General features: G+C 48.2%; 16 protein-coding genes. 7 read left to right on the top strand and 9 right to left on the bottom strand.

The window, feature by feature from the left end; genetic code table 11:
• Positions 1–197: 197 nt before the first annotated feature.
• A complete protein-coding gene (locus ACOJUO_RS05885; RefSeq protein WP_422139224.1) occupies positions 198–905 on the top strand; it encodes an FKBP-type peptidyl-prolyl cis-trans isomerase in 708 nt (235 codons plus the stop codon).
• Positions 906–974: 69 nt separating this feature from the next.
• Here the strand turns inward: ACOJUO_RS05885 and rsd are convergent, their stop codons facing one another.
• From rsd to hslO, 7 genes are all read right to left on the bottom strand, one after another.
• Entirely contained in the window at positions 975–1,445 is a 471-nt protein-coding gene (rsd, locus tag ACOJUO_RS05890; RefSeq protein WP_422135803.1) for a sigma D regulator, read from the bottom strand.
• Positions 1,446–1,914: 469 nt separating this feature from the next.
• Positions 1,915–2,118, bottom strand: a complete 204-nt coding sequence (locus ACOJUO_RS05895; protein WP_422139225.1) for a hypothetical protein — start codon at positions 2,116–2,118, stop codon at positions 1,915–1,917.
• Between the two features lie 40 nt (positions 2,119–2,158).
• Complete coding sequence (gshA, locus tag ACOJUO_RS05900) at positions 2,159–3,733, bottom strand: glutamate--cysteine ligase (protein WP_422135804.1); 1,575 nt, start codon at positions 3,731–3,733, stop codon at positions 2,159–2,161.
• Positions 3,734–3,943: 210 nt separating this feature from the next.
• Entirely contained in the window at positions 3,944–6,280 is a 2,337-nt protein-coding gene (locus ACOJUO_RS05905) for a Tex family protein (protein WP_422139226.1), read from the bottom strand.
• A gap of 313 nt (positions 6,281–6,593) precedes the next feature.
• Positions 6,594–7,778, bottom strand: a complete 1,185-nt coding sequence (locus ACOJUO_RS05910; protein WP_422139227.1) for a hypothetical protein — start codon at positions 7,776–7,778, stop codon at positions 6,594–6,596.
• Positions 7,779–8,810: 1,032 nt separating this feature from the next.
• Positions 8,811–10,412 (bottom strand): phosphoenolpyruvate carboxykinase (ATP), encoded by a 1,602-nt coding sequence (gene pckA, locus ACOJUO_RS05915; RefSeq protein WP_422137045.1) that lies wholly within the window; start codon positions 10,410–10,412, stop codon positions 8,811–8,813.
• Between the two features lie 245 nt (positions 10,413–10,657).
• On the bottom strand, positions 10,658–11,578 hold the full coding sequence (gene hslO / locus ACOJUO_RS05920) for an Hsp33 family molecular chaperone HslO (protein ID WP_422139228.1): 921 nt from the start codon (positions 11,576–11,578) through the stop codon (positions 10,658–10,660).
• A gap of 433 nt (positions 11,579–12,011) precedes the next feature.
• Here hslO and ACOJUO_RS05925 point away from each other — a divergent pair, with 433 nt between their 5' ends.
• Complete coding sequence (locus tag ACOJUO_RS05925; protein ID WP_422139229.1) at positions 12,012–13,538, top strand: hypothetical protein; 1,527 nt, start codon at positions 12,012–12,014, stop codon at positions 13,536–13,538.
• Between the two features lie 23 nt (positions 13,539–13,561).
• Positions 13,562–15,298, top strand: coding sequence for a hypothetical protein (locus ACOJUO_RS05930; RefSeq protein ID WP_422139230.1), 1,737 nt, complete (start codon positions 13,562–13,564; stop codon positions 15,296–15,298).
• 7 nt (positions 15,299–15,305) lie between these two features.
• Here the strand turns inward: ACOJUO_RS05930 and ACOJUO_RS05935 are convergent, their stop codons facing one another.
• Both ACOJUO_RS05935 and ACOJUO_RS05940 read right to left on the bottom strand, forming a co-directional pair.
• Positions 15,306–15,608, bottom strand: a complete 303-nt coding sequence (locus ACOJUO_RS05935) for a PTS fructose transporter subunit IIB (protein ID WP_422135810.1) — start codon at positions 15,606–15,608, stop codon at positions 15,306–15,308.
• Between the two features lie 176 nt (positions 15,609–15,784).
• The gene (locus ACOJUO_RS05940) at positions 15,785–17,155 is read right to left on the bottom strand and encodes a TolC family outer membrane protein (RefSeq protein ID WP_422139231.1); all 1,371 of its coding nucleotides are present in this window, start codon (positions 17,153–17,155) and stop codon (positions 15,785–15,787) included.
• A 453-nt stretch (positions 17,156–17,608) separates the two neighbouring features.
• Here ACOJUO_RS05940 and ACOJUO_RS05945 point away from each other — a divergent pair, with 453 nt between their 5' ends.
• The 4 genes from ACOJUO_RS05945 to ACOJUO_RS05960 all read left to right on the top strand — a co-directional run bounded on the left by ACOJUO_RS05945 (position 17,609) and on the right by ACOJUO_RS05960 (position 21,421).
• On the top strand, positions 17,609–17,968 hold the full coding sequence (locus ACOJUO_RS05945; protein WP_422137046.1) for a response regulator: 360 nt from the start codon (positions 17,609–17,611) through the stop codon (positions 17,966–17,968).
• Positions 17,969–18,279: 311 nt separating this feature from the next.
• Positions 18,280–18,654: a twitching motility response regulator PilH gene (pilH, locus tag ACOJUO_RS05950; RefSeq protein WP_422135812.1), complete on the top strand. Its 375-nt coding sequence runs from the start codon at positions 18,280–18,282 to the stop codon at positions 18,652–18,654.
• Positions 18,651–19,196 carry a chemotaxis protein CheW gene (locus ACOJUO_RS05955; RefSeq protein ID WP_422139232.1) on the top strand — a complete coding sequence of 182 codons (546 nt, stop codon included), beginning with the start codon at positions 18,651–18,653 and terminating at the stop codon, positions 19,194–19,196. Before pilH ends, ACOJUO_RS05955 begins: the two co-directional genes overlap by 4 nt.
• Positions 19,197–19,333: 137 nt before the next feature.
• A complete protein-coding gene (locus ACOJUO_RS05960) occupies positions 19,334–21,421 on the top strand; it encodes a methyl-accepting chemotaxis protein (protein WP_422135814.1) in 2,088 nt (695 codons plus the stop codon).
• The last annotated feature ends 45 nt before the right edge of the window (positions 21,422–21,466 follow it).

The raw sequence follows: 21,466 nt of genomic DNA on the forward strand, positions 1-21,466 counted from the left end.
TAATGTTCCATAACACTTGCTATCTCTCTGTGTTTGCAGAAAGATAGAGAAACACTTGTACCAAAAAAAAATCTGACCCTTCGTGAGTCGAGCTAACACAAATAGCCATGAGCCGGAAGTGCAGCTTGACCGGAACATGACAACAATAACTGCAAAGTCAGGAAGAGCTGCACTTTAAAAATAAATAGAGAAACTTCATGAGACTAAAAGTGCTTGCTGGCATCGCCCTGATGTCCTTTTCCCTGCAATCAGTTACTGCTCTGGAAACAGAGGCAGACAAACTCAGCTACAGTCTGGGTGCAATTTTAGCCGAGCAACTCAAACAGTTTGAGGGCATCAACGCGGACGCATTGTCCCGGGGAGTAGAGGATACTCTGGAGAACAAACCACTGGCTTTTGACAAGCAGGAAATGTTCAGGCTGATCGAAAAGGCTCGTAAAGATCAGGAGAAAAAGCGTCAGGCCCAACTGGCAGAGGAGGCAAAAAAGAACCTTGAAAGGGGTCAGACTTTCCTGAAAGATAACGCCAAAAAGTCAGGTATCAAAACACTGGCAAGTGGCCTTCAGTACAAAGTGATTAAGAACGGTCAAGGCATCAAACCAGCAGAGAACAGTGAAGTGACTGTCCATTACGAAGGACGCCTTCTGGATGGCAAAGTCTTTGATAGTTCTTACAGCAGAAACCAACCGGCAACGTTCAAACTGAATCAGGTCATCAAAGGCTGGAATGAAGGTCTGAAACAGATGCAGGAAGGTTCCGTCTGGGAGCTTTATATTCCTTCAGAGCTTGCATATGGTCCCGGAGGAATTCCCGGAAGGATTGGGCCTAATGAGGTGCTGATTTTTAAAGTTGAGTTGCTGAGTGTGAAAAAAGAATCGCAGGGAAAAGAAGAGAAAAAGAAGTAATCAGACCACCGCAGGTCGAGCAGTTTCCTTAATACTGCTGGCAGATATTCGGACTATCTGCCAGCGGTATTATTGCGAGGCAAGCAATTCTCTGTGGGATTCGTGAAGCACTTCAATCATCTGGTCTTCCAGAGAAAACCGTTCTTCTAAAGCTTCACCCAGTTCGGACAGGTGGGTCTGCAGCATAATGACACTGCTGAGGGACTCACAACCGTCATTAAAATCCAGACAAGCCTGCGTATTTTTTTCCAGTTTCGGCAAAATGGACTGTGCCATTTCTACTCCCCCATCGTCAAAATCAATACCTTCCTGAATCAGTTGTTCGTAAACTTCGAAATGACCCGCTGAAACATAATCAACCAGAATCTGGCACATTTCTTTCAGTTTGTTTGCAACAGGTCTTTTATCATCGTGAAATTGATTCACTCCATTGATTGAGCAGTAGAGAACGATCAGCGCTTGCCGCTCGTTTAGCCAGCGGTCAATGATTTCCGATACGCCACCCCAACGTTCTCTGGCCGTTTTGCACCCCTCCAGCATGACTATTCCTCTTCGTTTGGATCTCATCTACTTGAAACGGGATCACTTTCTCGCCCCTTGCAGCCTGTCGGACTTAAGCGTCCGTAGCGAGGATTGCAAGAAATTGAGGATAAAAATCTCTGTTTCTGAGGAGAATAGCGAGCTATTTGACGAAGAAACAGAGATTTTTAGACCAATTTATTGCAACCGCAGTAGGACAGTCTTAAGTCCGACAGGCTGCTTGGAAACGGCGACTCAGTTGCTAGGTTATGACAGTGGATTTTTTGCGGCAAGAGGTAATTTCAATTTACAGTCAATTTCGATCTTGATTATATTTGTACGATCGCACCAAAAGTCGTTTTTTTCAGGGTTTTTAGGGTTTTTTAATTCTATAAAAGATAAAAGGGCCTGCCTTGATTCAAAAAAATTATTTAATAAAGCAGTCAAAAAAATGGGATTCTGACTCCCGTTCGGTGAGTTCCAGAGCGATTCAAAAAACAGAGCTTGATCGATCGCGTAAATCAGCCATGAGCAGCTGAAACAGTTTTTTGTCTCCCTCACGGGTGAAAATTTTTTCACGGTAAAACAAAATAGAAGTAACCAGCAAAAAACAACTTTTACCTAGGTAAGAAAGCTTTTTCTGGTCAGAAAAAAGCCCTGTTCGTGAGAGAATATGATGGGATCTGATGGTCATTTGCTTACTCACCAGATCCGGTTTTTCAAAAAATTACGAATCATTCAGATTCAAAATAACGTTTCAGAAACTCATCAAAATGCGTCGTATCAGAAGCTTTCAATCGCTCCTGATGCTCCCTTGATTCGGCGGCTATGCGCCCAAAATACTCCAACCTTTCAGGCTGAATATTTTGCTGACTGAAATAGCGGGCGTGTGCTTCAGACTGCTTGAGCATCCAATCAATATAACTGTCTCCGCTGTTTTTCAGTGCCTGCAAGATTCTGGCTGAAGGTGTATTCTCAGCATTCAGCAGCTTCGCTCTCTGTTGAGCCAGAGATTCCGAGAAGAGATGAGACTCATTTGCCTTATCCAGCATCTGGGCAACGGGCACCATCATGTCGATTAAACACAATCCCCAGTCAGTCAGAGGGACCGGACCCTGCTCATCATTTAACTTCAGTCCGGGACGTCTTCCTTCTGAAACCGTCAGGGCAAAGTTCTCAGTCACCCTCTGACACTCTGCATGATCAATTTCAGGACTGTCTATCAATGCGACAAACACCAGGAACACATCCAGAAAAGCAGCATCAGCCGAAGACAAACCCAGTGGCTCCATGGGATTGATGTCCATGCAGCGCACTTCAATGTATTCAACACCATAGTTCGACAATGCGGTCAGAGGCTTCTCACCCCGTTTGGCAATTCGCTTGGGTCGAATGTTGCTGTAATATTCGTTCTCAATCTGGAGCAGGTTAGTATTCAGCTGTAGATAACGATCACCATTTTTGAGTCCGATTTCTTCATAAGGCTGATAGGGCGTTTTAATGGCTTTAGCAAGACTGGAAACATACTCTCCCAGAGTGTTGTAACAAATACTCAAGGATGACTGGGCATTATTGGTATAGCCAAGATCACTCATTCTCAAAGAAGTTGCCCAGGGTAAATACAAGGTGTCTTCATCCAGCTGTGCCAGCGACTCGAAGGCTTTTTCCTGAGTAAAAAAACTCTTGCTGACAGCGGGCGAAGCGCCGAAAAGATACATCAGCAGCCAGGAATAACGACGAAAGTTTCTGATCATTGCCAAATAGGATTCTGACTGGAAATCTTCCAGAGAACGATCTGAAGATTCAGCATCAGACAACAACTGCCAGAATGATTCTGGCAAGGAAAAGTTATAATGAATGCCGGCAATAGTCTGCATCGCCTTGCCATATCGATGCGCCAGCCCTTCACGGTAGATCGTCTTCATTTTGCCTGAATTGGAGTCACCATAACGGGCAATAGGAATGCTCTGCTCACCTTCCAGCAGAGCTGGCATACTGCCCGCCCAGAGCAATTCGCCATCAAGGTTTTTGCAGGTGTAGCTATGCAGCTCTTCCAGAAATTTCATAACATCTTCCACCTTGCAGTAGACCGGAGTGATGAACTCCAGCAAAGCTTCAGAGTAGTCAGTCGTAATATAGGGGTGCGTCAGGGTCTTACCCAGCACTTCCGGATGAGAAAACTGCGACAAACGTGCATCAGCCGATACCCGCAAGCCTTCACGTTCGATTCCGTGTTGTATACCACTGAGCAGGTTTTGGTTGGACGACTGCTGTAGTAGTTGCAGACGACACTCATACTGGCTAGTCAAAATACAATTCCAATCCAGATGCGTTTTTTCGAGATCAACACTCTGCCGTCCTCGCTAAGGGGTCGCCTAGGAGCCTGCGAGCATTGCAGAAGGCGGTAATCATTTCTTAGGGCGGACTATATAACGTTAGAATCGGCCTTGCACCCATCGAATGACCGCGAAACCTTCGAGACCTTGAGCAGCCTCCTGGGGGCTGCTCCTGTTGCCTATTTACTTTCTCAGCTTTTTAGCATTGGCAAAAAGGTCAGCAAAAGACCCGGCGGACTGCTCTTTTTTAGCCTGATGGTTGTTTCTTTTGCTACCACGACTCTGAGGCTTTGTGCCACCGGAACGTTCACCACGAGGTTGCCGACTGGCCTGAGTCACTTCTTCCGCCTTGTCATTCATGCGCATAGAGAGTCCAATGCGCTTGCGCTGGACGTCTACTTCCATGACTTTCACCTTGACGATATCACCGGCCTTAACCACTTCAGCGGGATCTTTTACAAACTTATCGGACAGCGCAGAAATATGAACCAGACCGTCCTGATGAACACCGACATCAACAAAGGCACCAAAGTTGGTTACATTGGTGACAACGCCTTCCAGCTCCATGTTCAGCTTCAGGTCACTGATTTTTTCAACGCCTTCCTGGAATTCTGGCGCCTTGAATTCCGGGCGGGGGTCACGTCCCGGCTTATCCAGTTCAGAAATAATGTCGGTCACGGTGGGCAGACCAAAGCTTTCATCCGTAAATGTTTTGGGATCCAGAGACCTCAGGAACAGGGAATCGCCAATCAGGCCATGCACTGCACGCTCAGACTGACGGGCAATCTTCTCCACAACAGGATAAGACTCAGGGTGAACCGCTGAAGCATCCAGTGGGTTTTCACCGTTCATGACGCGCAGGAAACCTGCTGCCTGTTCAAAGGCTTTGGGACCAAAACGACCTACTTTCTTGAGCGCTTCACGATCGGAAAACACGCCGTTCTGGTCACGGAAAGCAACGATGTTATCTGCCAGCGTTCTATTCAAACCGGACACACGGGTCAGCAAAGCACTGGAAGCTGTATTTACATCAACGCCGACAGCGTTTACACAGTCTTCAACGACTGCTTCCAGAGAGCGTGACAGCTGAGTCTGACTGACATCGTGCTGATACTGGCCCACACCAATCGCTTTAGGTTCAATCTTAACCAGCTCAGCCAGTGGGTCTTGCAGACGACGGGCAATAGACACTGCACCACGGATAGAAACATCCAGGTCAGGAAATTCACGAGCTGCCAGTTCAGAAGCAGAATAAACCGACGCCCCGGCTTCACTGACGACAATTTTCGTCAACCCCAGTTTTGGATAAGCTCTCATCAGCTCAGCAACGAGACGATCCGTTTCACGGGATGCTGTGCCGTTGCCAATACTGACCAGCTCAACACCGTGTGTCAGACAGAGAGTGGCCAGAGTTCCCAGAGCTTCTTTCCATTGGCGCTGAGGAGCATGAGGGAAGATGGTGGTGTGTTCTACCAGTTTGCCCGTAGCGTCGACGACAGCCACTTTGACACCCGTACGCAAACCCGGATCAAGACCCAGGGTTGGGCGCAGACCTGCAGGGGCTGCCAAAAGCAGATCTTTAAGGTTCTTGGCAAACACCTTGATCGCTTCTTCCTCTGCACTTTCACGGACACGGGTCATCAAATCGGTTTCAAGCTGAGTAAGGAGCTTAACTCTCCAGGTCCAGCGCACGACATCTTTAAGCCACTTGTCAGCCGCTCTGCCCTGATCTGAAATATTCCAGTGATCAGCAATGACTTTTTCGCAGGGATGTGTTTCCAGGCGCGACTCAGGTTCATTCTCGAGACGAATGCCAGACTGGAGCACACCTTCATTGCGGCCACGAAAAATAGCCAGGGCGCGATGAGAAGGAACCTGTTTGATCGGCTCATCGTGCTCAAAGTAATCCCGGAATTTTGCTCCCTCTTCTTCCTTACCCTCAACACCACGGCTGGAAAGAACGCCCTGGCTCCATAGCATATCCCTGAGTTTACCCAGCAGCTCGGCGTCTTCACTGAACCTTTCCATTAGAATGTAGCGTGCGCCTTCCAGTGCCGCCTTGCTGTCAGCAACGCCTTTATCAGCATCTACGAAATCAGCGGCGGCTGCTTCCGGACCAGTATCCGGCTCGTTGAACAATCGATCAGCCAGTGGCTCCAGACCGGCTTCAATGGCGATCTGACCTTTAGTACGGCGCTTCGGTTTGTAAGGAAGATAAAGATCTTCAAGGCGGGTTTTAGTGTCCGCAGCACGAATATCCTTTTCCAGTTCAGGCGTCAGTTTTTCCTGATCCCGAATACTGTTCAGAACCGTTTCACGACGCTCCTCAAGCTCACGAAGATACCTCAGACGCTCTTCCAGCGTACGCAGTTGGGTATCATCAAGAGCACCAGTAGCCTCTTTACGGTAACGGGCAATAAAAGGGACTGTAGCGCCATCATCCAGCAGCGCAACAGCACTGGTGACCTGCGCAGGACGAACGTTCAGCTCTTCAGCAATACGCTGAAAGATGATCTCCATAAAACCCACTCAATTGTTAGCTTTGAATTTATCGAAAAGGCGAATTATAACGGATGGCAGCGAGTTGTCTTCCTTTCTGTGGACCTTCCTTGCTGTACAAAAGCTCCCGGCAAAAAACTGCCGGACAACTGCTCACCAAAGCACCTATTGAACGACAGTTTTTTACATCAGTCCAGCGTCAGGTCTTCAGCGTACAGGACCTTGCCTTCTTTGGTATCAGTAGACTTGCTGAAGTTAGTGATAAAACGACCAGCGTTATCTTAATCCTTCTTTGTCTGTTTGTGAAAGAGGCAGCCTTAACTTCTGTGCAAATCTATTCCTTGAATCGCACTGGAACAACGACTTTACGCCCTGACTTGGTTGAAACAGGGTTTTCATCCGTGTCTTTAGAACGCTTGCGTTTTGCCTCTCCTTTATCTTTATCATCATCCTCTGATTTACGCTTTTTGGCAGCATGGCTGGATAGTGATTTTTTTTGCCGACGCTTCAAGCCTGCAGCACTACTTCTGTCTATCCTGAGTTCACAGAGTTTATCCCTCCAATTAAAATCGATATCGCATCTGTCAATTTCCATGTCGAGCCATAATACCATCAGAGCCAATTCAGTGTGCTTCATATTGTTGGTCTCACGGAATAAATCATCTAAAACAGACAGGATAGTGTTCTCGAACACTTTAAATTCAGCTAGGGATTTATTCTCTATGTATCCTTCTATTTCGCTAAAGTGAAAAAGAAGGTTCCATAATACCTGCGAACGGAAATCTTTTTTGTTCAACTTATTAGCATACAATTGTTTAGATGTTACCCCGTTGTGAATCATGTAGTCCTTTCCCCATGATCTTAAACGATTTTCGTAAAACAGAGATACATCCTCAATTTCAAAGTTAAAATAAGACAAATCTTTTTCCTTGAGCAGCCAACTTTCAACATCCAAATGATTGTTGTTTTTTATGAGCCCATGTTTGATCCAGAGCTTGGCGAGTTTTGCTATTCTGCTGCCTTCAGTTACCTCCAACATTGCTCTCAATACCAGCTCTAATGCCGGGTCGAACTTTGCCAGCATTTCGGAGAAGTCCTCATTGGATTCGTCAGAGCTCGGGATAGACCTTAGTGCATCATCAACTTCATGCATTATCATCCATACGATCAAAGGACAATTTTCAGGTATATGATCTGTGGTAACCTCTTCCCACGTTATTCCCAGAAAAGCTGCCTCAACTTTGAGTGCCTGTAGCCTCAACTCAACCTCGGGAGTGTTAGCTGAATTTTTAACCGCTTTTTTGTTACGTCGCTTGCTGACGTTTTTTCTCTTAGCAACAGGAGCTTCGTCTACAACAGACTCATTTTCCGTTGTTGGCTGTTGAGTGTCTGAATCTGCTGCTATCTGCTGAGTGCCCGAATCCGCTGCTGACTGCTGAGTGTCTGGATCTGCTGCTGACTGCTGAGTGTCTGGATCTGCTGCTGACTGCTGTGTTTCTGAATGGCCACCATTTTCCACCTCATTACTATTGCTGGGCACAGTCTCTGATGACTCTTTTGATGTGCCAGCCCCATCAGTCACTGGCCTGACTATCCAGGAATAATCCTTGAAGCGGCCGGATAAGAAAAATGTATCTACCCAGCGCATGAACTTTTCATAGCTTATTGAAGGCTCATGGCCAGATAAATCCACCGACACTACACTCTTGCCCTGTATTCCATGAAAATTAAGCATCATGCTCAAAACATTGGGTGGGAGTGGCCTCAGCTCATGGATCAACGGGGGGGCATAAGGCTGGGAAAACATGTGATAAGTCTCATCACAGTGGCCTGCTGCCGATATTAAAGAAACAAGAAGCAATACAAGAAAATGGACGACGTTAGACAAAGTTCTTTTTTTTAACATAAAACAAAACTCTATCAGTTAATGACCATATTAAATTTTTACAAGCTCAGTAAAACGCGCTAAGCAATGCAAACATTACTTGTAGCCTGACTTGTGTAAACAACATGCAATAGATATCGAGAAACTACATCCAGAGCATATTCATACCACTGATGTTAAAACATCGCTTCTCTCAGATTGCACTAAAAGCAGATCAACAGGATGGCACTAAATCATCAAATTGCCAGTAAATGAATGAAATTATTACAAGATCGGGGTAAATCTTGTTTTTTGATTATGGCTTTAAGTACCTAACCAGTTGGTTTCGCATTTTCTGAACGGCGGCTTTTTCCATCCTTCTGCGTTACAACTCTGGTTGCGTAGCTATGGCTACGCGCCCGTCGTTGCGCCTTGAAGGATGAAAAAATCCACTCGCCAGAATATGCGAAACCAACTGGCCAGGTACTTATCGCCAGACTCATGAGCCTGAGAAAGGTTAATTACCTTATCACTGTCTTTCACCAATAGTCGGCCAATTGATGATTCCGAAAGGTAAAATAACGGATAGCACCGGGCTGTTTTCCTTTTGTGGAAAAACTGCGAACATAAAAAGACTGCCGGACAATAGCATTTACAACAGCTATTGAACGACAGTTTTTATTTGCATCAGTCCAGTGACGGGCCAGCGGCGATCAGAGCCTTGCCCTCGTCGGTATCAGTAAACTTGTTAAAGTTGGTGATAAAGCGATCAGCAAGATCACGGGCCTTATTATCCCAATCCGCCTTGTTTTCATAGGTATCCTGAGGATTCAGGATGCCATCTTCCACCCCTTCAACCTGAGTTGGAACTTGCAGACCAAAGTAAGGAACTGTCACTGTTTCTGCTTCATCAATGCTGCCATCAATGATGGCATCGATGATGGCACGGGTAGCCTTGATGGAGATACGTTTGCCAGTGCCATTCCAACCGGTGTTAACCAGATAAGCCTTGGCACCATTAGCTTCCATCTTTTTAACCAGCTCTTGAGCGTATCGGGTCGGATGCAGGGTTAGAAAAGCTGCCCCAAAGCACGCAGAAAAGGTTGGCGTTGGCTCAGTAATGCCACGTTCAGTACCGGCCAGCTTGGCTGTAAAACCAGACAGGAAATGATACTTGGTCTGCTCTGGTGTCAGTCTGGATACCGGAGGCAGCACACCGAACGCATCAGCCGTCAGGAAGATCACTTTGCTCGCATGACCTGCTTTTGAGACAGGTTTAACAATGTTTTCAATGTGTTCAATCGGATAGGAGACACGAGTGTTTTCCGTCTTGGAACCATCAGCAAAATCAATCGTACCGTCTTCAAGGACCGTCACATTCTCAAGCAGCGCATCACGACGAATAGCATTGAAAATGTCTGGCTCATTTTCCTTACTCAGATTGATGGTCTTGGCATAGCAACCGCCTTCAAAATTGAAGACTCCATCGTCATCCCAGCCATGCTCATCATCACCTACCAACGCCCGCTTTGGATCGGCAGACAGGGTGGTTTTACCGGTACCGGACAGGCCGAAGAATATTGCAACATCGCCGTCTTTACCAACATTTGCTGAGCAGTGCATGGAAGCCATACCTTTAAGTGGCAGCAGGTAGTTCATAATGGAGAACATACCTTTTTTCATCTCGCCACCGTACCAGGTACCACCGATAATCTGAACCCGCTCAGTCAGGTTAAAGGCTACGAAGTTCTCAGAGTTCAGGCCCTGCTCCTGCCAGTTTGGATTGGTGCACCTGGCACCATTCATGACTACGAAGTCAGGTTCGAAACCTTCCAGCTCACCTTGTGAAGGACGAATAAACATGTTTTTAACGAAGTGTGCCTGCCAGGCTACTTCAGTGATGAAACGAACACTCAGGCGGGTTTCCTCGTTGGCACCACAGAAACCGTCGATCACGAACAGACGCTTGCCGGATAACTGCTGGGTAACAAGGCCTTTCAGATCAGTCCAGACGCTTTGGGTGATCGCCTTGTTGTCATTTTTACCCTGGTCAGACCACCACAGAGTATCGCGGGTCGTATCATCTTTTACTATGTACTTATCTTTAGGGGAACGGCCAGTAAAAATGCCCGTGTCCACAGAGACAGCCCCCAATTCGGTTACCACGCCTTTCTCATAACCTTCCAGCTCAGGACGTGTCTCCTCTTCAAATAGAAGCTCGTAGGACGGGTTGTAAACAATGTCCGCCACGTCTCTGATACCAAGACTGGCCAGAGCTTCTTTGTTCAGCTCAACATTTGCGCTAACTTCTGCCATTAAGAGCTCTCCCAAGCTTCAAAAAAGTTGTTATGTTTGCATTTGTGATTCTATGATAACCGATGAAGGGGCACCTATGATAGGGGATATATTGGTTCAGATAAACGCTTAAATAGCCTGTTTCTCTGTTAAAGTTTGATTGTCTGAGTTCAATGGAGTGAGGATTTGGCCGGAAGTTCTCCGGCCGAAACGAGGATTCGCAAAAGCTGCGAGGCCATTCAGTGCGTCTTGGGTTCATTACCCCGGAAGATCTCAGCCACATCCTGTACCGTAAAAGTATAAGTCTGACTACAGAACTGGCAACCCATCTCGATCTTTCCGAGATCCGCTACCATGGACTCAGCTTCTTCCTGACCCAGACTGGCCAGTATTTTTGCACTGCGAGGACGTGAACAGTTGCAGCTGAAGGTCACCGCTTGACGATCGAAAACCCGTACTTCTTCTTCATGAAACAGTCTGAGCAAAAGAGTCTCGTGTTCCAGCTCGAGCATCTCTGCTTCGGTTGCCGTATCCACCAGCATGACCGTACGCCGCCAGGATTCCTGACGCTCATCTTCTTCCTGCTCAATACTGGCTGGCAAAGCCTGCAACAGAATACCTGCTCCCTGATCACCATTACTGGCCAACCATAAACGGGTTGACAGCTGTTCGGATTGTTTAAAGTAAGCATTCAGACCTTCTGCGAGGGTTTCATGATGCAGAGGCACAATACCCTGATAACGATTGCCTTTGTGAGGATCAATCGTCATTACCAGCTGACCATTCCCCAGAAGACCTGACAGGCCTTTTGCGGTCAGCTTGTCGATATTCTCTTCGTCCCAGCGCGCCAGGGCACGAAAGGTTTTCTGATCGGTACACTCAACCATCAACAACGACAGAGGACCATCGCCCTTGGCCTGCAGGCTCAGAATACCTTCAAACTTGAGGGTGGAACTTAGCAGGACGGCAGCAGCCGCCAGCTCTCCCAACAATGCCTTAACATTTACCGGGTAGTCGTGAGCTGACAGAGACTCTGTCAGACTGCTACTGAGGGAGACAATCTCTCCACGAAGGTCGGCATTCTCAAATATAAATCGCTGAGCACAGTCTTTTTGGCTCACGGCTTCTTTCTGGTTCAAGTCTGTATCTTGTTTACTCATCAACGGCTCTATCGGTTGCTTTCGCTCCTGGCTGGTCAGCTGCGTCCGATCGGGAATAGCTGACCGCCTTTCCAGCCTGTGCCGTCAGACTCTGATATAAGAGGCTGCGAGCATTGCCGGGGCATTTAACCCGACATTATAGCGATTTCATCTCCCTATCTCATTTGTTGCTTCTACCGACCGATAACAAAGCAACAAGTTAAACACTCGTGAGTACAGAAAAGCATTTTAAGGTCAACTAATTCGGGAATAAGCTATGTCAACTGGTAGCGGAAATATACCTCCTTCGCAGCGTCCGGGATCTATCCCGTTTGTGCCCGAGTCTCAAACTCCCTCCTCGCCAGGCACAGGAGAGATCACACCGCACACAAAACCCAATGCACTCCCCGTTGGTCACCGCGAAGCACCTGATACCCCGATCAGCAGACGCAAAATGCTACCGACGTCCGCCACGCCCCGACTCAGTCTGTTAAACGCGCTGGAGAATGAATATCACGAACAGTTCAATCAGATTCTTTGCTTTCAGGCCCAGCGCGATTTTCTGGACTACATCCCTGACCTGAAAAACCACCTTCATAATCCATCACGGTTTCAGGATAACCTGCCTTTTGAAATTGTTTACGTAAAAGATGGCAAAATGACCTCCGTATTACCGCCAGACCCTGAGCTGCCAACCGACTCGGAAAAAGCCATCAAACTCAGGGAGTCACTGCAGAAAAAACTCACAGTGATTGGCCAAAAGAATGGTCCCGAAGAGAAACTTGCACTCAGAAAACAGATAGAAAACACCGAAAAAAAACTGATTCATATCAGTAGAGACATCGAAGAGAACGGTGGCACCGTACCTACTCCCCCGATCCCAAAAATCACACTGGTCATTGACGAAAACCAGTTCACCGTCCGGGCTCCGGCAAGACCAATTAACCCCGGCGAACCCGACGGCAAACAATCGGCTGAAGGTCAGTTTCTTTTGATTCCAAAAGATGATTCCAGACGCATGCCCCCTTCCACAGCCAGACCGTTTATGCCTTTTGACATTCCTGATGAAGACATTCCTGATGAAGACACCCGCATCAGGCCAACTGGACCTCACGAACCGCTTAGCATTTTTGTGAGGCCCGAAGAGCGCCAGCTACCCGTGAACCTGGGAGGTGACTTTTCAGATATCTACCTGACGAGGGAGACTGAGGCTGATCACGGGCAAACAGGGAATATCGCCTCTGTGAACGCAGGTTCTATCGACTCACTATTTGGAGAAGAAGCCGACGGAATAAATGCCCGGTTTAGAGAATTTTTCACCTCTGCCCAGCAAAAAGCCATAAGAAAGGCTCAGCAGGGTTTTTTGGCAAAACCGGAGGGTGAAGTGAATAAAGTGAATAAAGGACACCCAGAAATTGAAGAGGGCGAAGGACGCTCAGAAGTGAATAAAGGACACCCAGAAATTGAAGAGGGCGAAGGACGCTCAGAAATTGAAGACGGCGAAAGACTCTCGGAAATTGTCTTTTCTCACAAAGAGTTCACTGATGGTACGCCTCTGGCAGCCATGTATGGTTTCGTCACCGACGAACGGGAAAATCAGGGGACTGTCCTTGTCAACGTTTTCAAGGATGAGCACTGTCCGGTCGGTATCAGGAAGAACCGCGCCATGATTTATGTGGTGCCTCCGAACGGTTCTAGTGTCCATTTTGATAACAAAGATCACTTTCTCCAAAGTGTCCGGCTAACCGCTAAAAATCTTGTTACTACACAGGACAAATACAACCACTGGGCAGCCCGGGAAGGTCACCCCACCCTACCTGTTCTTCGCACCGGCGTATTTGTTGACGATATTTATCGTCACCCTGAAGCCAGTGAGGAGGAAGTAGCAGATGCCATTCGAGAGGGTATTAGAGATTACTTTGATGTAATCAGTCCTGATCGCAATACGATCAGGGAAGTCCAATACGAATATGGCCTCTGACCGGTTTTCAACGGAAGCATACTATGAGCATACCTCCTTCCCATCCCCATAAGCCTGGCGTTCACGGCTCACAGCCACCCAACAGGCCTGGCAGTCAGCCAGACGATAAAACCAGGCCTGTGCTTCCCAGGGGAGAGAATCATCAGCCGCAAACGTCTCTGGGGCAGCGAAAAACAGCAAAAACCGCACCTGTTCCCGACACCAGGCCCGGGCCTGCAAATCTTTCTCCGACAACCCCGGAAGAAGCCGAAAAGCATTTCATTCAGCAAAGCTTCAGGGTAGAAGCTCTTGAAACCCGTGCAACGCTGGCCAGATCTGCAGCCAGCTTGAGCCAACAGATTGCTTCAGGCATCCCTGACAGTACCGAGACACCTCTTCTGGTCATTCACGTTGGCAGTAATGGCAAGATGACCAATATTATCCCTGCCGACGAGAACATGGGAGATTCTCAGGCTGCAAGCGCAATCAGGGAATCACTGGCAAAGACGTTCACGGAAGTCAGCCGGTATTACACCTTAGAAAAAAAAGCCGCTCTGCAAAAGGACCTCGCCGAAGCAAAAAGGGAACTGGAAAGCAGCGAGCAAACTTTGCTGGACATGGGACTTCCCTTACCTCAACCAAATTTAAAAGGAAGAGGTATTCGCATTGAACCAACCTTACTGGAGAAATCACCAGAGTTTTCCAGACCAGATAGCCACAGGCCTGGTGTGTATGCAGTGCCACAACATCTTTCGGAGACAGATGACCGTAGTGAGGAACTTCTGCTTGACCCGTTGACCTCTAAACTGAAACTTCCGTCTTTGAAAGAAGACCCGCAGCCGGATCTGGCGACTCAGAGCAGTGACCCAGCCATCGCAACGCTTAAGTACTATCAAGCAGAACTTTATCAAGATGACACTCCCGCCAAAGATTTTGACGCAAAGGGAGATTTGGCCGTTCTGTTAAGGCAGGACGACCCGCTCATGGAAGAAGCTTCTGTCGGGACTCCGGCTTTATTACCGAGACAAAACGACAACCGCCAGGGCTTGGCACATTCAGCAAGAAAAGCGATGTTGTTCCCCATACTCATGAATTTAATGCGAAAGTATGAGCATCCTGCAGCCCGGGAGTTTCCCACAGAAGCCATCTATGCCTATCAGGTGGGACTCGCTGCTACCTCGCCAAATACCGCTAAGCTCCTCAAAGGCAACGGCAGTGATACAGAGAGAGAACGTTGTCAAAAGCTGCTGACTGATTTTGAAGATGTGCACCCGGAAGTAGCCAAAGTAGTTGCCATGGACGTCACTGGTAGCTATCAGCCCCGTCTTCATATCGGCTTCGAACAGCCCGAAACAGCGCTCTCCAACAGTCTTCCAGCCTCAATAGTCCGGGATATTGAGAGGCTTGAAATGAGCCGGTTTAATAAACAGATAGCGGTAGAGGATCTTGAGATTTATCAGATGCTCAAACAGTTGATATTCGAAAAAAATCGGCTGGATCAGGCAACTGATATCTCAATCGACCTGACTGAACTCTGTCATTACTGGCTACAAGGCCTCAAAGACCAGGAGGAAATCACTGACTTCCAGATCTATCGAGAGGGAGAACCTCTGGAATTTATTGGTAAAGTCATCCCCCCCGCCGCTCCCACTGCCGCCGGTGAGTACTCGCGACAGAGGGAGTGGATGCTCAATTATGAGCATCTGAAGAACTTCTATGATTGGGACAATCAGGACGACCTTGAGGACGACCTTGAGGACGACCTTGAGGACGAGTACTGACCACGCTTTATCCCTGACCCAATTGTGCCATCACCGCTTCCGGGTTCCTGATCGCTTCTGATACAGGCACCTTGATGATCCTGAGATCCCTGAAACGGTCCTCACCATCCACCGTAATATCCACTGCCAGAAGTGCAACGTCTGCCTCTTCTACATCCTGAGGCGTGATTTCGTTCTCAATGCCCATGGCCCCCTGGGTTTCTACCTTGATCTCATGTCCCTGATTGAGTGCAGCTTCGGTGAGTTTTTCGGCAGCCATATAGGTATGAGCAATACCGGTTGGGCAGGCCGTTACAGCAAGTATTTTCATTGAATGATCCTCTGGAACCGCTTTTACCAGTTGAGCAGACCTGTTTATTTTCCCCAGTAAGGCTAGTAGAAGATTTCACGAGTGGGAAAGTTTGATTGGTATAATCACGACTTGGAGAGATTAGATCAAATCAGCACCAGAGCAATGGTTCGCTCCGATGCAGCAAACTGAAAGGGTTAATCCTGCTCTTGCCAGTCTGCGGGGAGGATAATCTCCAGATTATCGAGAAGCTCACCGGTAGCAGCAACAATCCGGAATCGTGCGAAAACCTCCTGATAGACTGCGCTGGTCAAACTGCGGCTGGACTGGAAAAGTTCATTTTCGCTGTCCAATAAATCTAAAAGAGTTCGTTTACCGATATTGAACTGCTCCTGGTAAGCCTTAACGGTTTTTTTGCTGGATGCTTCATGGAGACGAAGGTGCTCCATCTGCTCACCAATAAACTCACGGGCAGACCAGGCCAACCTCAAGGTTTCTTCGGCATTCCTCAGCATCCTGTCCCGTTGGGCCCTGCTCTCTTGGGTCCTGTAGGCGCTTTCTTTGGAACGGGCCCTGTCAGAACCGCCACGAAAAAGGTTATAACTGAGCTTCAGTACAGCCGTTGTATCTGCGTGAGTGCCCAGCTGACCATCTGCATTATGTTTCCAGCTCTTATCAATATTGATATCCAATGACGGGAAAAAGCTGCTGTCAGTCGCAGATTCCTCTGACTCGGAAGCCTTGATGTCCTTCTCCGTCGCCAGGATGCCCGGATGCCTTTTGACGCTGGCCTGAAGAGCCTCATCAAAACTTTCATAAACAGCCAGCTCGTAGGTGTCTGGCTGCTTCAGATCGCCTGGCATGACGCCTACCAGACTGTAATATTCGCTCTCGGCATCCATGAGATTATTGCGGGCGTTTATCACATTCACTGTCGCTCTTGCTACCCTTCCCTCAACCTGGTTCAGGTCTGAACTTCTGGCAACACCCTGACGGCTGCGCTGGGCGATCTGCTTGAGAATGGAATTGTGGAGTTCCAGATTCTCTTCGGCCAGCTGCACCATATCCCTTCTTTCCAGAACCTTCAGGTAGACATCGGTGATGTCCAGAGTCAGATCCTGCAGAGTATTCCTCAGACGCAGGTATTCTGCAGCAGCACTATGTCGAGCCCGGTCAACACTGCGGCTGGTATTAAATCCGGAAAACAGATTCTGGCTAATAGAAAAAGAGGCTTCCTTACGGGTAAAGCTCTTGTCACCAAGGGCTTCGTTAGGCTGATCATCAGGGTAACTCTTTTTCTGGCCGCCAATCCCTGTCGCGACATCGACAGAAGGCCACCAGCCTCCCCAGGCTACATCAATATTTTCAATAGCGGCCCGGTACCGACTCAAGCCAGCCTGAGCCTGAGGGTGGCTGACCAGAGCCTTATTGATCACCTCACTCAGGGTCTCTGCCATTGAAAGACTGCTGAATAAAACACTACCGACCAGAGACATGCCCAACAGGCATAAACGGGGTAGGCGAAGCAGGTGCACCTGCCTCAAAGACGATCTCGGACTGAATTTCATAAGCATCCCCCTCCGCCAGACAGTTCAGTTGAACGATGTCTCAATACATCGGCTTTTAAGGAGTTGGCTTTAGTGAACTTCCCCCCCATTTGTCAGGCTATTAAGCCACTCGCCGTCTGGCTATTCACCGGCAAATTGTGTTAAAAGATGGGAAAGTCTGAATGAAATAAATTCCTTTCAGAATGGACATAAAAAAGTTCAAAAATTTTGAGTCATCAATACTCTTCTTCTCAATCAGGATTGAGAAGGGTGCAAAAAAACTGCCATGAGCGGAAAGGCTGACATCCGATCAGCATTTTCATGGTAAATAAAAATAAAAGCATCTGAAGCCAAAGGATCAGGGTTCGGGTGATCAGAGTGTATATGGACAGAAGCATGAACAGCTATGAGTCAAACGCTGCATCACCGGCGAGTCATAAGAAGCGGGATGTCAGTCTTGAGCAACTGAAAGTCATGGTGATAGACGACAGTAAAACCATTCGCAGAACCGCAGAAACGTTGTTGACAAAAGAAGGCTGTAAAGTGGTAACAGCCACTGATGGTTTTGATGCCCTGGCAAAAATTGCTGAAAACCAGCCCAACATTATTTTCGTTGATATCATGATGCCACGCCTGGATGGCTACCAGACCTGCACACTGATCAAGAACAATCATTCATACCGGGAAACCCCTGTCATCATGCTATCGAGTAAGGACGGACTATTTGACCGGGCGAAAGGCCGTGTGGCCGGGTCCGATCATTACCTGACCAAACCTTTCAGCAAAGATGAACTACTGGGTACTATCAGACATTTCTGTCCAGTCAATGATTGATAAAAACAGCCCTGAGCCTTGATGCGGCTCCGTACAGAGAATTAATAAGGCAACAAAGTCCTCGTGAGCTGCATTTTCGTAGTAAAAAATGTTAAAAAAATCTGTTATAAACATGTACTGAGCCTTCTAACCAATGGTTCTGGCAGGAACCTGATTATTTCGAAACAGAAACAGTCTGCAGCCAGCGCAGGGAAATACCCAGATTGCAACGAAGAACATTCGGTATTTCCATGGTAAAAAAAGAACGGCTAATAACAATGAAAAAAGCTTGGCCCTGAGGATTTGGGCAAAAACAGTAACAGGGGAAAATAATGGCAAACATTCTCATTGTTGATGACTCACCCACTGAGTTGTTCCAATTGAAAGCCATGCTCGAAAAACACGGACACAGTGTGCTGACTGCAGAAAACGGTGCCGACGGTGTAGCACTGTGCCGGGCCGAACATCCCGATGCTGTGTTAATGGATATTGTCATGCCTGGTCTGAATGGTTTTCAGGCTACACGTCAACTGTCTAAAGATAACAATACTTCCCATATTCCGGTCGTGATTGTCACCACCAAAGATCAGGAAACCGACAGGGTCTGGGGAATCAGGCAAGGCGCAAAGGATTATCTGACCAAGCCTATCCGTGAAGCAACACTGCTCAAAACACTGGGTAATGTTCTGGAAACCAAACTTGCATGAATACCTCCCAAACAAGCCCCTTTGAGGCATTGGTAGAGCTGGATGCCAGGATCAGCAAATATGCTTTTGAGCTTCCTGAAAAGCAAACACAGGTTGAGTCCTGGAGTGGACTTGGCTTCACACTGAATAATCAGCAATTTGCACTGCAGGTTGGTGAGGTAACGGCCATTCTTCCAGTTCCATCCACTACACCCCTGCCAGGTGTTCAACCTTGGGCAAAGGGCATTTCAAACGTACGTGGACGTTTACTTCCGATCATAGATCTGGGAGAGTTTCTGGGTCAGGCCAGAGACAGCGGTAAATCGGCCAACCGGATTATGATTGTCGAGCAGAGGGAAGTATCAGTTGGTCTCATCGTTGATGAGGTGCAGGGTATGGTGCATTTTTCCACCAGCCAGTTCAATGATGCAGTACCTGACTATCTGTTTGACGAAGTTAAACCGTTTACCGTTGGTCATTACCAGCAAGAAAAAGATTACATGGTATTCAACACACAGCGGTTGGTGAATGATCCCCGCTTTCTGAAAGCAGCCATAGCGTAATCAGCTTCATGCTGGATAAGTGACAGGAACCGTCTTTCTTCACCACAGGTGACGAAAGGGGTCAAACGATAAAAAGTATTCGAATAAAAACAATCCAAAAAGCGAGCATTCCGAAGAAGTCACCGGGGACCACAATAATGAAAGGCAATACCGCAACCAAAGCCCAGGGAGCAGGGGCAAGCCGAGCCATTCTGGCCTCGATTATCCTGTTAATAGTCTCTCTTTCCGTAATCACCGGCTCATTTATTTATCTCAGCCAGCAAAGTGAACTTGATCAACAGCACCTGACTGACGCCGGTGAGCTCCGGGTACTCTCTCAGCGTATTGCGACCAGTGCCACCGAGGCATCGGCCGGTAAAGAAGAAGCTTTCGTCCTGTTGCGTGAAGCACGCAATGAGTTCGATGCACGTTTTAGCTCCCTGAAAGACACCAGGCTTTCTGTTGCTCCATTTCTCAGCCCCGGTGACAGTATCGCTAAAACACGGATCGACACACTGGACGCTGCCTGGTCTGAACTGAAAATAGAGGCAGATAACATTCTGGCTGCAGAAGAAACCGTTTTAGCTTTGCACGAAGTGGCAAAAACACTGGGTGAAACTATTCCCCAGCTGCAGGTTGAGTATGATGAGGTGGTAGAGATTCTCCTCGAGAGCAATGCTCCCAATGAGCAGATCGCACTGGCACAGCGTCAGCCATGGCTCGCAGAACGTATTATTCGAAGTGTCTCAAAAGTACTGGAAGGGGGTGAAGACTCCATCATGGCTGCAGACAGCTTTGGTCGTGACGCCAAGCTGTTTGGTCGGGTACTGAACGGTATGCTGGAAGGTAACCTGGCCATGCGTATCAGTCAGGTCACCGATGAAGAAGCCACTGATCGTCTGGCCGAAATCTCCGACCTGTTCGGATTTGTAGAAGGCAGTGTTGACGAGATTCTGGAGACCTCCCCGGAACTGTTCCAGGTGCGTGCCGCTTCTGACCAGATTTTCACAGACTCCCAGCAACTGCTGCAACAGACTTCTATTCTCGTGGACACTTTCGAGAGTCTGACTGACCAGCGCCTGATCAACAACACGGTCATCAGTATTGCCGGTGTCGTTGCCCTGCTCTCTGTGCTGATAATCGCCGTGGCCATCGTAAGAGACACCCGCAGGCGTCTGGCTGAAACTGCAGCCCGGAACGAAGCCAACCAGGCTGCAATCCAGCGACTGCTCGATGAAATGGATGGCCTTGCGGACGGTGACCTGACAGTACAGGCGACAGTAACCGAAGACTTTACCGGTATCATCGCTGACTCCATTAACCTCTCTATTGAACAGCTCCGGGCATTGGTTAAAACCATCAACGAAACGGCGGTGGAAGTAGATACCTCAGCTCAGGAAACACAGAGTACCGCGAAACAACTGGCTGAAGCAGCAGGGCATCAGGCAGAGGAAATAAACTATGCCAGTCAGGCGGTCAATGACATGACCAAATCAATGACCATGGTATCCGAGAACGCTTCCGAGTCAGCCAATGTAGCGGAAAAATCAGTAGAAATTGCCACCAGCGGTGGTCAGGTGGTTCGTAATACCATCGAGGGCATGGATACTATCCGCGAACAGATTCAGGACACCTCCAAGCGTATCAAGCGGCTGGGTGAGTCTTCCCAGGAAATCGGTGACATCATTGCCCTGATCAACGATATCGCAGACCAGACCAACATTCTGTCCCTGAACGCCGCCATCCAGGCCTCCATGGCGGGAGAAGCCGGTCGGGGCTTCGCGGTGGTAGCGGATGAAGTACAGCGTCTTGCGGAACGAGTATCCGGCGCGACCAGGCAGATTGAAGCACTGGTATCGGCCATCCAGACCGATACCAACGAAGCCGTTATTTCCATGGAACAAACCACTTCCGAGGTGGTAAACGGTGCCAGACTGGCACAGGATGCGGGTGTTGCCCTGGAAGAAATTGAGAAAGTATCCAGTAACCTCGCCGACCTGATCCGGAACATTTCCGACACAGCGAAGAAGCAGACAGGCTCAGCAGAACAGATAGCCCTGCGTATGACCACCATCCGGGACATCACCACCCATACAGCCTCCAGTACCACAGCAACAGCCGGTTCAGTAGGCAACCTGGCAGAAATGGCTCTGGAAATGCGTCAGTCTGTATCCGGCTTCCGCCTGCCTTCGGTAGCAGAAAATGAAGCAGTGACTAGAGCGCAAGAAGACGAAATCACCGTTTGATGAGTATTTTTATTCCAGCAGCCCAGGTTGCTGGCACGGAATAGC

Source organism: Endozoicomonas sp. ALC020, from assembly GCF_049275935.1.
Lineage (GTDB): Bacteria > Pseudomonadota > Gammaproteobacteria > Pseudomonadales > Endozoicomonadaceae > Endozoicomonas_A.